The 15,450-nt window shown below is 70.9% G+C and carries 11 protein-coding genes; 6 read left to right on the forward strand and 5 right to left on the reverse strand.

Annotated elements, in window-relative coordinates; genetic code table 11:
* Window positions 1-2: 2 nt before the first annotated feature.
* Together treS and SMD20_RS37685 are read right to left on the reverse strand one after the other, a co-directional pair.
* The gene (gene treS / locus SMD20_RS37680; protein ID WP_329590417.1) at window positions 3-1,703 is read right to left on the reverse strand and encodes a maltose alpha-D-glucosyltransferase; all 1,701 of its coding nucleotides are present in this window, start codon (window positions 1,701-1,703) and stop codon (window positions 3-5) included.
* Between the two features lie 71 nt (window positions 1,704-1,774).
* Window positions 1,775-3,883 carry an alpha-1,4-glucan--maltose-1-phosphate maltosyltransferase gene (locus tag SMD20_RS37685; RefSeq protein ID WP_329590419.1) on the reverse strand — a complete coding sequence of 703 codons (2,109 nt, stop codon included), beginning with the start codon at window positions 3,881-3,883 and terminating at the stop codon, window positions 1,775-1,777.
* 243 nt (window positions 3,884-4,126) lie between these two features.
* On the opposite strand from SMD20_RS37685, the gene glgP reads away from it, so the two are divergent.
* Both glgP and SMD20_RS37695 read left to right on the forward strand, forming a co-directional pair.
* Entirely contained in the window at window positions 4,127-6,715 is a 2,589-nt protein-coding gene (glgP, locus tag SMD20_RS37690; protein ID WP_329590421.1) for an alpha-glucan family phosphorylase, read from the forward strand.
* A 20-nt stretch (window positions 6,716-6,735) separates the two neighbouring features.
* Window positions 6,736-7,632, forward strand: a complete 897-nt coding sequence (locus SMD20_RS37695; RefSeq protein WP_329590423.1) for a MurR/RpiR family transcriptional regulator — start codon at window positions 6,736-6,738, stop codon at window positions 7,630-7,632.
* Here SMD20_RS37695 and SMD20_RS37700 read toward each other — a convergent pair.
* From SMD20_RS37700 to SMD20_RS37710, 3 genes are all read right to left on the reverse strand, one after another.
* Window positions 7,595-9,517, reverse strand: coding sequence for an N-acetylmuramoyl-L-alanine amidase (locus tag SMD20_RS37700; protein WP_329590425.1), 1,923 nt, complete (start codon window positions 9,515-9,517; stop codon window positions 7,595-7,597). The two genes, SMD20_RS37695 and SMD20_RS37700, sit on opposite strands and share 38 nt — an antisense overlap.
* Before the next feature lie 90 nt (window positions 9,518-9,607).
* The gene (locus SMD20_RS37705; RefSeq protein WP_329590427.1) at window positions 9,608-11,626 is read right to left on the reverse strand and encodes a CehA/McbA family metallohydrolase; all 2,019 of its coding nucleotides are present in this window, start codon (window positions 11,624-11,626) and stop codon (window positions 9,608-9,610) included.
* A 96-nt stretch (window positions 11,627-11,722) separates the two neighbouring features.
* Complete coding sequence (locus SMD20_RS37710; protein ID WP_329590429.1) at window positions 11,723-12,007, reverse strand: HesB/IscA family protein; 285 nt, start codon at window positions 12,005-12,007, stop codon at window positions 11,723-11,725.
* A gap of 126 nt (window positions 12,008-12,133) precedes the next feature.
* Between SMD20_RS37710 and SMD20_RS37715 the strand changes: the two genes are divergently transcribed.
* The 4 genes from SMD20_RS37715 to SMD20_RS37730 all read left to right on the forward strand — a co-directional run bounded on the left by SMD20_RS37715 (window position 12,134) and on the right by SMD20_RS37730 (window position 15,448).
* On the forward strand, window positions 12,134-12,907 hold the full coding sequence (locus SMD20_RS37715; protein WP_329590430.1) for an enoyl-CoA hydratase/isomerase family protein: 774 nt from the start codon (window positions 12,134-12,136) through the stop codon (window positions 12,905-12,907).
* Between the two features lie 112 nt (window positions 12,908-13,019).
* The gene (locus SMD20_RS37720; RefSeq protein WP_329590432.1) at window positions 13,020-13,406 is read left to right on the forward strand and encodes a hypothetical protein; all 387 of its coding nucleotides are present in this window, start codon (window positions 13,020-13,022) and stop codon (window positions 13,404-13,406) included.
* Window positions 13,397-14,602 carry a DUF6395 domain-containing protein gene (locus SMD20_RS37725; protein WP_329590433.1) on the forward strand — a complete coding sequence of 402 codons (1,206 nt, stop codon included), beginning with the start codon at window positions 13,397-13,399 and terminating at the stop codon, window positions 14,600-14,602. Before SMD20_RS37720 ends, SMD20_RS37725 begins: the two co-directional genes overlap by 10 nt.
* A 3-nt stretch (window positions 14,603-14,605) precedes the next feature.
* Window positions 14,606-15,448 carry a M55 family metallopeptidase gene (locus SMD20_RS37730; RefSeq protein ID WP_329590435.1) on the forward strand — a complete coding sequence of 281 codons (843 nt, stop codon included), beginning with the start codon at window positions 14,606-14,608 and terminating at the stop codon, window positions 15,446-15,448.
* The last annotated feature ends 2 nt before the right edge of the window (window positions 15,449-15,450 follow it).

The following is a 15,450-nucleotide window of genomic DNA, read 5'->3' on the forward strand; positions in this document are numbered from 1 at the left end:
TCCTACTCCTCCTGGATGACGGCCGGCGGGAGTGTGAACCAGTAGAACCCATGCCCAGGAAGCGTCAAAAGATACGGTAGTTCGCCAATTGCCGGAAATGGCACGCCTCCCATGGTTTCCACGGGGGAGACGCCGACGAACCTGCGCAGGTCGAGCTCCACGGGCTGCGGGAAGCGTGACAGGTTGTTCACGCACAGCATCCGGTCGTCGCCCAGCTCCCTGACGAAGGCCAGGACGCTCGGGTTGGAGGAGTTGAGCTCGGCGTACTCGCCGAGGCCGAAGACCGGGTGCCGCTTGCGGATCTCGATCATGCGTCTGGTCCAGTGCAGCAGCGAGCCGGCGTTCTTCTGCTGGGCCTCGACGTTGATGGCCTGGTAGCCGTAGATCGGGTCCATGATCACGGGCAGGTAGAGCCGCCCGGGATCGCAGTCGGAGAAGCCGGCGTTGCGGTCGGGATCCCACTGCATGGGGGTGCGCACGCCGTCGCGGTCGCCGAGCCAGATGTTGTCGCCCATGCCGATCTCGTCGCCGTAGTAGAGCACGGGGGAGCCGGGCAGCGACAGCAGCAGCGCGGTGAACAGCTCGATCTGGTTGCGGTCGTTCTCCAGCAGCGGGGCCAGGCGGCGGCGGATGCCGACGTTGGCCCGCATGCGGGGGTCCTTGGCGTACTCGGTGTACATGTAGTCGCGTTCCTCGTCCGTGACCATCTCGAGCGTCAGCTCGTCGTGGTTGCGGAGGAAGATGCCCCACTGGCAGTGCTCAGGGATCTTCGGCGTCTGCGCCATGATCTCGGAGATCGGGTAGCGGCTCTCCCTGCGTACGGCCATGAAGATGCGCGGCATCAGCGGGAAGTGGAAGGCCATGTGGCACTCGTCGCCGCCGCCCACCGGGTCGCCGAAGTACTCCACCACGTCCGACGGCCACTGGTTGGCCTCGGCGAGCAGCACCCGGTCGGGGTAGAGCCGGTCGATCTCGGTCCGGATGCGCTTGAGGTATTCGTGCGTCCGCGGCAGGTTCTCGCAGTTGGTGCCCTCCTCCTCGAAGAGATAGGGCACCGCGTCCAGCCGGAACCCGTCGATGCCGAGGTCCAGCCAGAAGCGCAGCACCTCCAGCATCGCGTCCTGCACCGCCGGGTTCTCGTAGTTGAGGTCCGGCTGGTGGTGGAAGAAGCGGTGCCAGTAGTACTGGCCGCGGACCGGGTCGTAGGTCCAGTTGGAGGTCTCGGTGTCGATGAAGATGATCCGGGCGTCCTGGTACTTCTCGTCGGTGTCGGACCACACGTAGAAGTCGCCGAACGGCCCCTCGGGGTCGTGACGGGAGGCCTGGAACCAGGGATGGGCGTCGCTGGTGTGGTTCATGACGAGGTCGGCGATGACGCGCATGCCCCGCCGGTGCGCCTCCTCGACGAGCTTCACGAAGTCGCCCAGGTCCCCGAACTCGGGGAGGATCTTCATGAAGTCGGCGATGTCGTAGCCGCCGTCACGCAGGGGCGACTCGTACAGCGGGAGCAGCCACAGGCAGTCGACGCCCAGCCACTGGAGATAGTCGAGTTTGCTGATCAGTCCCTTGATGTCGCCGGTGCCGTCGCCGTTGGAATCGGCGAAGCCCCGGATGAGGACCTCGTAGAAGACGGCGCGCTTGTACCAGTAGGGATCGCGCGGCTTTTCCTCGTCGAAGGTGTTGGGAATGGGTGTGGAGCTCATGAGCGCCCTCGCCGGAGGCTCATGAGGGAGGCGCTGACACACACGTTGAAGACTCCCCGCTGAATTCAGTTCTACCGTGGCGCGGCTCGTACGGTGAGAATGTGGGCAGGCTGGATGTGAGGGTCGAGGCGCACGTAGTTGCTCTGACGCCAGCGGTAGGACTCGCCGGACAGTTCGTCGTCCACCACGAACTCGGCGTTCCAGTCGAGCCCGAGGGCGGGCAGGTCAAGATCAACGGTTGCCTCATGGGTGTGGTGCGGATCCAGGTTGACGACCGCGAGAACGACGTCGCCCAGCCCGTGCCGTCTGGTGGCCGGGTCATAGGCGCCCGGCAGGCGCTTCGAGAAGCAGACGATGTCCGGCTGGTCGACCCTGTGAAATCGTAGGTTACGCAATTCCTGCAGTGCCGGATGCGCTCTTCGGAACAAATTCAGATGAGTGATGAAGGGAGCCAGGCTGTATCCCTCGCGTTCGGCGGTCATCCAATCGCGAGGCTTGTACTGATATTTCTCACTATCGAGGTATTCTTCACTTCCCGGGCGGACCGGGACATTTTCTCCGAGTTCATAGCCCGAATAAACGCCCCACGTCGGCGACGCGAGCGCGGCCAGCACCGCCCGGATCTTGAACGCCGGCATCCCACCGTGCTGCAGGTACTCGTGCAGGATGTCCGGCGTGTTGACGAACAGGTTGGGCCGCAGGTAGGCCGAGGTCTCCCTGGCCAGCTCCGACAGGTAGCTCTCGACGTCGTACTTCGAGTTCTTCCAGGTGAAGTACGTGTACGACTGGTGGAAGCCGACCTTCGCGAGGGCCCGCATCATCGCCGGCCGGGTGAACGCCTCCGACAGGAACAGCACGTCCGGATCGGTGGTGTGGATGTCGGCCAGCAGCCGCTCCCAGAAGTTCACCGGCTTGGTGTGCGGGTTGTCCACCCGGAAGATGCGCACCCCGTGGTCCATCCAGTGCCGCACCACCCGGCGGACCTCGGCGTAGATGCCCTCGGGGTCCCGGTCGAAGTTGAGCGGGTAGATGTCCTGGTATTTCTTCGGCGGGTTCTCGGCGTAGGCGATCGAGCCGTCGGCCCGGATCGTGAACCACTCGGGGTGCTCCTTGACCCACGGGTGGTCCGGCGAGCACTGGAGCGCGAGGTCGATCGCCACCTCCATGCCCAGCTCGCGGGTGCGCGTCACGAACTCGTCGAAGTCCTCGATGGTGCCGAGGTCGGGATGGATCGCGTCGTGGCCGCCGTCCTCGGAGCCGATCGCCCACGGCGAGCCCGGATCGTCCGGCTCGGGGCTCAGGGTGTTGTTGCGGCCCTTGCGGAAGGTCGTGCCGATGGGGTGGATCGGCGGCAGGTAGACGACGTCGAAGCCCATCTTGGCGATCGCGGGCAGCCGCCTCGCGGCGGTCTGGAAGGTGCCGGACTTCGACATGCCGCCGGTGCTGACGACCGCGCCCTCGGAGCGCGGGAAGAACTCGTACCAGGAGCCGTAGAGCGCCCGGCGCCGGTCCACCCGGACCTTGAACGACTTCGACCTGGTCACCAGCTCGCGGAACGGGTGGGCCTCCAGCAGCGCGGCGGTGTCGGGAAGCTGCGCGATCGACAGCCGTGCTCGCGGGTCGAGGTTGTCGTCGCGCAGCGTGGCCGCGACCGACAGCAGCGCCGCCCGGTGCCCGCACGAGGGGTCGCCCTTGCCGCCGGTCCTGACGGAGGCGTTGGGACCGCCGTTGGGACCGCCGTTCGGGCCGGTGTTCGGGCCGGAGGGCGCGGAGGGGCAGTCGGCCGCGCGTACGGCCTTGGCCGCCCGCTCGAACAGCCGGGCCCCCTCCTCGCACATGAGATCGACGTCCATGCCACGCGGGATCTTGATCTCGGCGTCGTGCAGCCACGTGCTGATCGGGTCGCTCCACGCCTCCACGCGGTAGAGCCAGTCGCCCTCGGCGGGCAGGCACACCTCGGTGGCCCAGCGGTCGGTGCCGGGACCGAGCTCGCGCATCGGTCTCAACCGGCCACGCTGCCCATCGGGCGAGGTGAGCACCACGCCCGCGGCCACGGCGTCATGGCCCTCTCGGAAGACGGTCGCCGAGACCTCGAAGGTCTCGCCTGCGACCGCCTTGGCGGGCCGTTGCCCGCAGTCGACGACGGGGGAGATGTCCGTGATGGGAATTCGTCCGATCATCGCAATCAAGGGTTTGCGACGGCACACTCGGTGCCGCCGGAGGTTTTCCGTGGCAGGAACGATCCTCGCACGTTATTTCTGGACAGCAGCGGATAGACCTCCCGCAGAAGAGCGCGGGAGAACCCAACATTAGGGAAGGTTGCCCCAATGCGCCCTCTTCATGCTTGTCTTCGGAAGTGGTTTGAAGGGCTCTGATGGGGGTGAAGGAACGAGAGGTCCCTCCTAGCCCGTAGGGTGCACAACGTGAGAGCTATCCGTCGGTTTACCGTCCGCACCGTCCTGCCCACGGAGCTGGCCGCCCTCGGCGAGCTCGTACACAATCTCCGCTGGTCCTGGCACCCGGAGACACTGGACCTTTTCGCCGAGGTCGACGCCGACCTCTGGGAGCAGGTCGGACACGATCCCGTGGCCCTGCTGGGGGCCGTCACGCCCGCGCGGCTCGCCGAGCTGGCCGCCGACCGCCGGTTCCTGCGGCGGCTCGCCGACGCCGCCGACGACCTGCGCGAATACATCACCTCGCCGCGCTGGTACCAGACGCTGCCCGACGGCGCGCGGGCCATCGCCTACTTCTCGCCCGAGTTCGGCATCGCCGCCGCCCTGCCCCAATACTCGGGCGGGCTCGGCATCCTGGCCGGCGACCACCTCAAGGCCGCCAGCGACCTCGGCGTGCCGATCCTCGCGGTCGGCCTGCTCTACCGGCACGGCTACTTCACGCAGTCGCTGTCGCCCGAGGGCTGGCAGCTTGAGCACTACCCCTCGCTCGATCCGGGCGGCCTGCCGCTGTCCCTGCTGAAGGAGCCGGACGGCACCCCCGTCAAGATCCGCCTGGGGCTGCCCGACGAGCGGGTGCTGCACGCCCAGGTCTGGGTGGCGCAGGTCGGCCGGGTGCCGCTGCTGCTGCTCGACTCCGACGTCGCCGACAACGACAACGCCGCCCGCGACATCACCGACCGCCTCTACGGCGGCGGCACCGACCACCGGCTCATGCAGGAGCTGCTGCTCGGCGTCGGCGGCGTGCGCGCGATCCGGGCCTACTGCCGGGTCACCGGGCACCCCGAGCCCGAGGTCTTCCACACCAACGAGGGCCACGCCGGCTTCCTCGGTCTTGAGCGCATCCGCGAGCTGACCGAGGCGAGGCTCACCTTTGACGAGGCGCTGGAGGCCGTACGCGCCGGCACCGTGTTCACCACGCACACGCCGGTGCCCGCGGGCATCGACCGCTTCCCCGTCGAGCTGATCGAGCGCCACTTCGGCGGCTCGGCGTCCTGGCCGACCGTGCCCGTCGAGCGCATCCTCGCCCTGGGCGCGGAGGCCGATCCGGGGCGGTTCAACATGGCCGTCATGGGCATGCGCCTGGCCCAGCGGGTCAACGGCGTCTCGCAGCTCCACGGCGAGGTCAGCCGCGAGATGTTCAAGGATCTTTGGCCGGGATTCGACCTCGACGAGGTGCCGATCGGCTCCATCACCAACGGCGTGCACGCCCCCACCTGGGTCGGCCGCGAGCTGATGGAGCTGGCCGGGCGCGAGCTGCCCACGCTGCTGGAGCGCGCCCGCGGCTGGGAGGGCATCCAGAAGCTCTCCGACGCCGACCTGTGGGAGATCCGCGGCGTGCTGCGCCGCCGCCTGGTCGAGGGCGCCCGCGCGCGGCTGCGCCGGTCCTGGCGGGAGCGCGGGGCCTCCGACGCCGAGCTGGGATGGATCGACGACGCGCTCGACCCCGACGTGCTGACCATCGGCTTCGCCCGGCGGGTGCCGTCGTACAAACGGCTCACGCTCATGCTGCGCGACCAGCGGCGGCTCACCGAGCTGCTGCTCGACCCGGACAAGCCGGTGCAGATCGTCATCGCCGGCAAGGCGCACCCCGCCGACGAGGGCGGCAAGAAGCTCATCCAGCAGATCGTCAAGTTCGCCGACCAGGCCGACGTGCGCCACCGGATCGTCTTCCTGCCCGACTACGACATGGCGCTCGGCCAGCTCATGACCCAGGGCTGCGACGTGTGGCTCAACAACCCGCTGCGCCCGCTGGAGGCGTCCGGCACCTCGGGCATGAAGTCCGCGCTCAATGGCGGGCTCAACCTGTCGATCCGCGACGGCTGGTGGGACGAGTGGTACGACGGCACCAACGGCTGGGCGATCCCCACCGCCGACGGCGTGAGCGACCCCGACCGGCGTGACGAGCTGGAGGCCTCCGCGCTCTACGACCTCATCGAGCACGAGGTGTCCGACCGCTTCTACGACCGGGCCTTCGACGGCCTGCCCCGGCGCTGGCTGGAGATGGTCAAGCACACCCTCGCCTCGCTCGGCCCGAAGGTGCTGGCCGGGCGCATGCTGCGCGACTACGTCGTGGACCTCTACACCCCGGCCGCGAGGTCCGCGCGGGCGCTGTCGGCCGACGCCTACGCCCCGGCCAAGGCGTTCGCCGCCTGGCGGGTCCGGGTCACCCGGGCCTGGCCCGGGGTGCGGGTGGAGCACGTGGAGGCGTCGGGCGCGGGCGACACGGACACCCCCGAGGTGGGGGCCTCGATCGAGGTGCACGCCACGGTGGCGCTCGGCGACCTGGAGCCCGGAGACGTGCTGGTCCAGGCCGCGTACGGGAAGGTCGGGCCGCACGACGAGCTGGTCCACCCGTCGTACGGGAAGATGGCCTGCCAGTCGGTGGACGACGACGGCCGCGCCCACTACACGGGCGTGGTGCCGCTCGACCGCACGGGTGCTTTCGGCTACACCGTCCGGGTCGTCCCGGATCACCCGCTCGTCGCGACGACGGCCGAGCTCGGCCTCATCGCGGTCCCCGAGGAACCCGTAGGCATGACGAACGGCACATTGCGTTAAAGCCCAGGCATAATCGGGGGGTGGACGACAGTGCCAACGGCCTGCGGGCCGACACTCTGGTGGCCACGGTCCGAGGTGTGCTGCCGTCCCTGACGCCGGCCGCCCAGACCGTGGCCCGCCTCATCCTGGAGGATCCCGCGACGGTGGCGCGGAGCACCATCACCGAGCTGTCCGCCGCCTCGGGCACCAGCGAGGCCACGATCGTGCGGACGGCGCGGCTGCTGGGGTTCGCCGGCTACCCGCAGCTCCGGCTGGCGCTGGCGGCCGCGGCCGCGCAGCCCGACCGGCTCGTGCCCGGCGACCTCGCCCCCGACGACCCGCTGTCGGCGGTGATCCAGAAGGTCGCGCGGGCCGAGTCCGAGGCGATCAACGACACGGTCGCCCAGCTCACCAGCGAGCGGCTGGGCCTGGTCGTGGACGCCATCGTCGGGGCCCGCAGGATCGACGCCTACGGCGTCAGCGCCTCCGGCCTGGTGGCCGGGGACGTCGCCCAGAAGCTGCTGCGCATCGGCCTGTCCAGCCACGCCTTCCAGGACGCCCACCTCGCGCTCACCAGCGCCGTGCTGCTGCGGCCCGGCGACGTGGCGATCGGCATCAGCACCTCGGGGGAGACCCCCGACGTGATCGAGCCGCTCACGCGGGCCAAGGAGGCGGGCGCCACCACCGTGGCGATCACCAACAACCCGCGCTCGTCGATCGCGGAGCTGGCCGAGCACGTGCTCATCTCGGCCGGGCGCGAGACGGAGTTCCGTCCCGGCGCCCTCGCCAGCAGGATCAGCCAGCTCCTCGTCGTCGACTGCTTGTTCGTCGGGGTGGCGCAGCGCACCTACGACTCCTCGCAGGAGGCGCTGGCCAGCACCCGCAGGGCCGTCAGCGAGTTCACCCGGAGAACGACACCTGCACGTCGTCAGCCTTGACGAACATCACGCGGTGACCGAACTGGATCTGCAGATACTTGGTCGTGCCGCGCACCACCTTGTGGTCCTCCAGGTTGAAGGTGACCGCCCGGTAGTACTCGGTGGCCGCCGTTCCGGCCAGGGTGTACTTCTCGCCCGCCGAGAACGTGTACTGCAGCGGCGTCACCGCCTGGTACGGGATGCCCGCCGGGTACGCCTCCTGCTCCGGGTACGCCCGCCCGTACACCGGGACCGTGGCGAGGCCCGGCTTGGGCGTCACCACCAGGCCGGCCGACGGGACGGCGGTCGGCGCGGCGGCCGGGTTGTGGAACCACGCCTTCTGGCCGAGATACCAGATGGCCGTCCAGTCGCCCTGGCGTTCGGCGACGGCGAAGCGCTGGCCGGTGCTGGCGCGGGCGCTGTGGTCGTAGACGCTGTAGAGCGACTCGCCCGTGGGGTGCTTGCCGATGTCCTTGACCAGCGGGGCGTCGGCGCGCGGCTCGGTGCGCAGCCACACCGTGTGGGCGGGCAGCGGCGGGCAGGCGGCCTCGGGGTTCTTGCGGTCGCAGCCGTAGAAGTAGGGCTTGTTCGTGACGAAGTCCGGCTTGATCATGACGCTGCCGGAACGCGGCCCGCCGAACTGGTGCAGCGGCGCGCCCATGAGCTGGAAGTAGTGCGCCCAGTCCCAGAACGGGCCCGGGTCCTCGTGCATGCCGCGCACGGTCGTCGGCAGCGTGCCGGGGACGTTGTCGTGGCCCAGGATGTGCGCGCGGTCGAGCGGCACGCCGTGCCGCAGCGCCAGGTAGCGGACCAGGCGGGCGGACGAGCGGTACATCGCCTCGGTGTACCAGGAGCTGCCCTCGGCCAGGAAGCCCTCGTGCTCGATGCCGATGGACTTGGCGTTGATGTACCAGTTGCCGGCCTGCCAGCCGACGTCCTTGGTCTTGATGTGCTGGGCGATGTGGCCGTCGGCGGAGCGGACGGAGTAGTGCCAGCTCGCCCCGTAGTTGGGGTCCTGGTTGAGCCGGATGGACGGCAGGAAGTAGCCCTCCATGTCGTGGATGATGATGTAGTCCACCTTCTGGCTGGCCGGACGGTTCGCCAGGTCGTAGTGGCCGTAGTCGTCCGGCGGCAGCTCCTGGTAGGCCGCCGGGATCCACTCGCAGGAGATCGAGGCCGGGCACTCGACGCCGTCGGGGCGGACCGGGGGCCGCAGGCCCAGCTTCTCCAGCCACTTCTCGATCTTGCGCAGGCCGGTCACGGCCGGCAGCCGGACCTGCTCGCCGTCGTCGGTGGTGCGCTGGGCGCCCTCCTCGATCACCGAGAAGACCTCGTCGGCGAAGAACTTGGCGGCTCCGGCCTCCTCGGCGCCTGAGTACTTCGCGACGGCGCCGTACCACTCGCCGGGGTCGTCGCTCAGCGGCGCGCCGAGGGACTTCTGGTAGTCGGCCAGCAGGGCCGCGCCGCCGCGGATGTTGGCGGCGTCGTCGGCGCGCAGGCGCTCGTGGCTCTCGCCGGTGAGCGCCGCGGCGCGTTCCATGGTGCGCAGCCGGGCCGGGATCTCCGTGGGCGCGGGCCGCTCGGCGGGCGCGGGCAGGGGCCGGGCGTCGTCGCCGCGGGCGTCCTCCTCGCCCGCGTCGTGGTGGTTGGAGCCGGTGTAGGCGGCGGCGTCCGTGAGGTGCATGGGGCCGAAGCCGGCGTCGCTGGAGGGCCGGCCCGCGTGGGCGTCCCACCGCGACTCCAGGTAGGAGACGCCGAGCAGCACGCTCTCGGGCACCTGGTACTCGGCCGCGGCGGCGGCGAAGGCCCCCTGCCGGTCGGCGGCGTCCTGGGTCTGGGCCTGGGCGGTGGGGGTGATGGTTAACGGCAACAGGACGGCCACGCCGAGCGTCAGAAGTCTGCGCATGGACACTCCTCGGGACTGGGGGGTGCGGTGCGCGTTCAGCGTCTCAACGATTTCCTTCGTAGGCGAGATCTTTGCGAAGACTTTTTTCAGTCAGGGGTTTCGGCGTCCTCGGTAGACCGCTCTGGCGCGCTCGTACAGGTGCAGATGGTCGGCCAGTTGCTCTTCGGTCTCGAAGGTGCCGTGCTCGCGCAGGAGCTCCGTCAGCCGGTCCAGCCAGGCGAGGCACCAGCGCACGTCCGCCTCCCTGGCCACGTGCTCGCCGGCCACGTCCAGGTAGACGGGGCTGGTGTGGGCGTAGGCGCCGGACGGGTGGAAGGCGCGCGGGTGCGGCCCGCCCGTGGCCACGGCCACCACGTACGTCGGCGCGCCGACCACCAGCGAGGCGGCGAGCCGCCCCGGCGGGCCCTGCGCCAGCACCCCGTCCGCGGTGCGGATCTCCAGCGACTCGACCTCGGGCCCCACGGAGCCCACGACGATCTCCACCCGCGCCCCGACCGGCAGGTCCAGCGTGTCGCCCGGCCCGTGGCCGTCCACCGTGAGCTCCAGCCACGGCCCGGAGGTCGCGAACGTGCGGCCCAGCAGGAGCGCCTCCGCGTAGGACTCGGCGGTCAGCGGCCCGTCGACGTGCGCGTACACCCGTTCCCACCCTGGCGGCGAGGACGCCGTGCCGCGCCGGCAGAACGACAGCACCGCGTCGGTGCCCGCCGTGACGGCGAGCCGGTTGCCCGCGCCGATCAGCCGCCGGTAGACGGCCGCGGTGGCGGTCACGGAGGAGTGGTTGAGCACGTCCAGGCAGTCCACCAGGCCGAGTGCGGCGTCGGCCACGATCTCCCTGGCCGAGCAGTTCCGCCCGCGGCTCAGCACCACGTCGGGCGGGTCGTCGTCGGCGAAGGGCGTGTGGAACGGATGGCCGTAGCCGGTCACGCCGCCGAGCTCGCGCAGCTCCTCCAGCGCGACCGCGTTCGGCGGCCAGTCGGCCGTGCCGAGGAAGCCCGAGTGCCGCCGCTCCGGCGCGGCGCGCAGGCCGAACGCGGTCGCGTGCCCGACGAGGTCGTTGCGGTACTCGACGCCGAACCTGGCGAGGTGGCGCCCGTCCGACCACGGCAGGTCGCGGCCCGCCCAGTGCTCCAGCGCCTCGGCGTCGTAGACCCGTTCGGCCGCGACGTTCCCCGCGACCAGGTTGAGCACGTGCAGGTCCTCGCCGTGCTGCGCGGCGGCGGCCAGTTCGGGCACGGCCGGCTCCTCGCCCATCCAGTTGAGGTGGACGTGCAGGTCGCCGCCGTACCAGCCGCGGGACGCGGCGTCGTAGAGGCGCTCGGGGGTCAGCTCGACCAGCGTCTCGCCGCCCTGGACGGGGGTCACCACGGCTTGGGCGGAGGTGTACTCCATGCCCCTGGTCACGGTCACGGTCAGCGGCTCGGCGGGCACCGCCACCACCAGGTCGTCGCCGTGGAAGTACGGCCTCCCGTGCGCGTCCACCTTGGGCGGGGCGCCCTCGGGATACCATCCCTGGCCGTTCGCGCCGGTCACGCTCCACCGGCACGGGAACCCGGCCCGCAGCCGCAGCGCCGCCACGCCGACCCGCCGCGCCAGCGGCGACAGGTCCACGGGCCGGCCCGCGACGACCACCTCGCCCGTCAGCTCGACGATCTCGGCCCCGCGCGGCGGCACCACGTGCGGCACGCCGTCCACGACCACCTCGACCGGGTCGTCCGTGCGCGAGTCCAGCAGCAGCGCGGTGCGGAGCGGCGTGCCGTCGAGCAGCACGCGCCCGACGGCCTCCAGCGCCGCCCCGGACGGGGTCAGGCGCAGGGCGGGCAGGTTGTCGGCGACCTCGTCGCCGAGGGCGTCGCGTACCACGAGGTCGACGTCCACCTCGCCGAGGCGGTCCTCCAGCTCTCCGTCGGACAGTCCGGGGTGGCGGGCGGCGAGCAGGCTCATGGCCGGACCCCAGAAGCGGTGCCTGAGGTCGAGGAAGACCGTGGCGCGGGCCTGGGTGACGTACGAGAGGGACGGCTCGCCCCACGTGACCCCGTGCTCGTCGCGGAGCGAGCGGTAGTGGGCTACGGCGCGGGCGATGGCTTCCGGTAACAACGGATCGTGACACATCGGGCACTCCTTGAGATCGGACGCGCCGTCATCGTGACACGGGATTTGCCGCCGTGCGACCGTTATCAGCGGATACGTCGTGACGTTCCCGCCGCGCTAGGACCGCCGGTCCAGATGGAACGTCGGCTGCCCCGGGCTCCCCGGCCGGGCGTCGAGCGACTTGTCGTCCAGGACCTCCACGGTGTCCTCGGCCACGAAGACCCGGACGTCCCCCTTCTCGATCACCTGGTCCCCGGCCTCCGGCGTGCTCGCCAGGGACAACTCCAGCGTGCCCGCCTTGTCCGGGATGGCGGCGATGCGCAGGCCGGCGTGGGGCGGCACGTCCTCGCCGTCCATCAGGTCGCGGATCGCGTCCACGGCGTTGTCGGTCACTGTCAGCACGGCTGAGCTCCTCACCTGCGGGAAGACCTGCGGGAAGACCTTCGCCTCCCCGTCAGCCGGAGAACCAAACGCCGACGCGCCCGAGCCCGGCCGGGCGGCGGGGGAGCGGCCTGTTAGGTTCGGACCATGGGTGAGTTTGTGAGCGTCGAAGTGGCCGACCAGATCGCCACGATCCGTCTCGACCGTCCCAAGATGAACGCGCTCAACGGCCAGGTCCAACGAGAGATCGCCGAAGCGGCCCGCATCGTGGACGAGGACCCGCAGGTGCAGGCGGTCATCCTCTACGGCGGCGAGCGGGTCTTCGCGGCGGGCGCCGACATCAAGGAGATGGCCGACATGTCCTACGCGGACATGTCCGCTCACTCCACCACGTTGCAGGCGTGCTTCACGACGGTGGCCCGCATCGGCAAGCCGGTCATCGCCGCCATCACCGGCTACGCGCTGGGCGGCGGCTGCGAGCTCGCCCTGTGCGCCGACTTCCGGGTGGCGGGCGAGTCGGCCAAGCTGGGCCAGCCGGAGATCCTCCTCGGCATCATCCCCGGCGCGGGCGGCACCCAGCGCCTGCCGCGCCTGGTGGGCCCGGCCCGCGCCAAGGACCTGATCTTCACCGGCCGGCACGTGCCCGCCGCCGAGGCCCTGGAGATCGGCCTGGTCGACCGGGTGGTGCCGGACGAGCAGGTCTACACGGCGGCGCTGGAGTGGGCCGCGACGTTCGTGGGCGGCCCGTCGATCGCGGTGCGCGCCGCCAAGCAGGCCGTCGACCAGGGCCTGGAGGTCGATCTGGACACCGGGCTGGAGATCGAGCGGCTGCAGTTCTCCGGCCTGTTCGCGACCGACGACGCCAAGATCGGCATGCGCGCGTTCGCGGAGAAGGCCAAGCCCAAGTTCACCGGCCGGTAAACACTCGATTACTTAGGCCGCTCCCCGCCGCCTGGGGGGCGGTCCACACAGTGCTGTACCTGTTATGACTGGCGCTCTTTTTACTCTGGCTTTAGCAGTATGGTGACGTCTCATGATGCGCACCCTGGTCCCCGCGCGGCTCCGGAAGGCCGTGCGCACCTGGTTCGACTCCCGTTACATCTCCGTCGCCGACCACCGGCAGGACATCAGGGACGCGCTCTGGGAGGTCCAGACGCTCCGGCGCGAGATGACCGGGCTCCAGGCCGAGGTCGAGCGGCTGCGCAAGGCCGTGGCGAAGCCCGCGCCGCGCCCTGCCACGCCGGCGGCGGACAAGGCGCGGCTGGACGACACCCACCGGCTGGCGCAGGAGACGGCCAAGGCGCTGGACGGCGTGCTGCAGAACGAGGTCCTGGTCTGGCAGGCCATCGACGAGCTGCGCGCCCGGCAGAGCACGCGCGTGTCCGGCCAGGGCTCCGGGGAGGAACGCCCGTGCGCGTGACCTGGACCGGCGGCGACCTGAGCTTCCGGCTCGACGCCGAGGACGAGATCACCGGCAGGGCCTCCGACGAGCACCCCGTCAAGCTCGCCATCAACTCCTGCACGATCGGCGGCGTCCCCGCGGACGCGCATCCCGACCTGTTCGCCGTCGCGGCCTGGACGGTCGTCGCCCCCTGGACGCGCAGGCGGGTGCTCTTCGACCGGGCGATCTCGGCCGAGGTCGCCGCCGCGCTGCACGACGGCTGGGGCGTCGAGGCCGGGCCGGTCGGTGCCGAGCCGCGGCGGCCGGGGCCCACGCTCGGGATCTCCTACAGCGGCGGCGCCGACTCCGTGGCCGCGGCCACGGTCTTCCCCGAGTCGCCCTTCCTGCACTTCCGCCGGGTGCCGCACCGGCGCATCCCCAACCGGTGGCCGCACTACCGCTCCGACGTGCTGGCCAAGCTCGCCGCGAAGACCGGGCGCGAGGTCACCACCGTCACCTCCGACCTGGAGTACACCCTCGCCGAGCCCCGCCCCGGCTACCCCGAGCACCACGCGGTGGCCGCCGGGGCGCTGCTCCTCGCCGACCGGCTCGGCCTCGGCGGCCTCGGCTTCGGCTACGAGATGGGCTCGCGCTGGCTCGGCGGCGGCCGCTACCTGCACCGCTACACCCCCGACAACCCCATGTGGTCGGCGCACGGCAAGTGGGGCCGGCTGTTCGCCGCCGCCGGCGTCCACCTGGTGCTGCCGGTCGGCGGCGTCAGCGAGGCGACCACGATGCGCCTCGCCCTGAACTCCGACCTGCGCGAGCACGTCCGCTGGTGTCTGCGCGGCACCGACGGCCCGTGCCGCGACTGCGGCAAGTGCCTCTACAAGGAGCTCATCCAGGCCGCCGTCGAGCGCCGCCCGCTGAACACGCCCGTCACCGCCGACCGCCCCTTCGCCCGCAAGTGGCTGCGCAAGCCGCCCTACGGCGGCCAGGAGATGATCGAGTACGGCCTGGCCCGCGTCCCGGGCATCGAGAACACGCTCTTCGGTCCGGCTCTCGACTTCTTCGAGGCCACCGAGGAGTCCACGAGCTGGCTCGACCACTGCTACCCGCCGGCGATCGAGGAGATCCCGGAGGCGTGGCGGGCACAGGCAGCCGCGTTCATGACGGAGAACGTCGGGATGATGACCGAGGCCGAGATCCGGCGCGTGGAGAACTGGGGGAACTGACCCGTGAAGGTTTATCTGTCGGTGGACATGGAGGGCGTGACCGGGCTCACCGATCCCGAGGAGATGCGCGCCGGCGGGCGCGGCTACGAGCGCGGCTGCGAGCTGATGACCGCCGACGCCAACGCCGCGGTCGCGGGCGCGTTCGACGCGGGAGCGGAGACCGTGCTGGTCAACGACGCCCACGGCTCCACCAAGAACCTCCGCATCGACCTGCTGGACCCGCGGGCCAGCCTGATCCGCGGGCCGGGTAAGGCGCAGCGGATGGCGCAGGGGCTCGACGGGTCGTTCGCGGCGGCGTGCTTCGTGGGCTACCACGCGCGGGCGGGCGTCCAGGACGGCGTGCTCAACCACACGTGGATGGGCAAGGAGATCCAGAACGTCGAGCTCAACGGCGAGCCGTGCGGCGAGACCCGGCTGGTGGCGGCCTGCGCCGGCTACCACGGGGTGCCCGTCGTGCTGCTCACCGGCGACGAGGCCGTCGGCGAGGAGGCCCGCGAGCTCCTCGGCGACGTCGAGACGGTGGCGGTCAAGAAGGGCATCGACAAGTTCTCGGCCGAGCTGCTGCCGCCGAGCGTGGCCCAGGCCCGCATCCGCGAGGCGGCGGCCCGCGCGCTGGGGCGGCTCGGCGATTTCACTCCGTACCGGGTGGAGGCGCCGTACACCTTGGGGGTGGAGTGGAACTCGACGGCCATCGCGGCCGCTGTGGCGCTGGTGCCGGGTGTGAAGCAGGTGGGTTCGCGGCACACCGAGTTCACCACGGACGACTTCACCCAGATCATGGCGCTGTTCGGCATCTTCGCCACGATCGGCGGCCAGATAGCGTGCGGCAGCGGCCCGTACGGATGAGG

This window comes from Nonomuraea sp. LP-02, assembly GCF_036289125.1.
In the GTDB taxonomy this organism is placed as follows: Bacteria; Actinomycetota; Actinomycetes; order Streptosporangiales; family Streptosporangiaceae; genus Nonomuraea; species Nonomuraea bangladeshensis.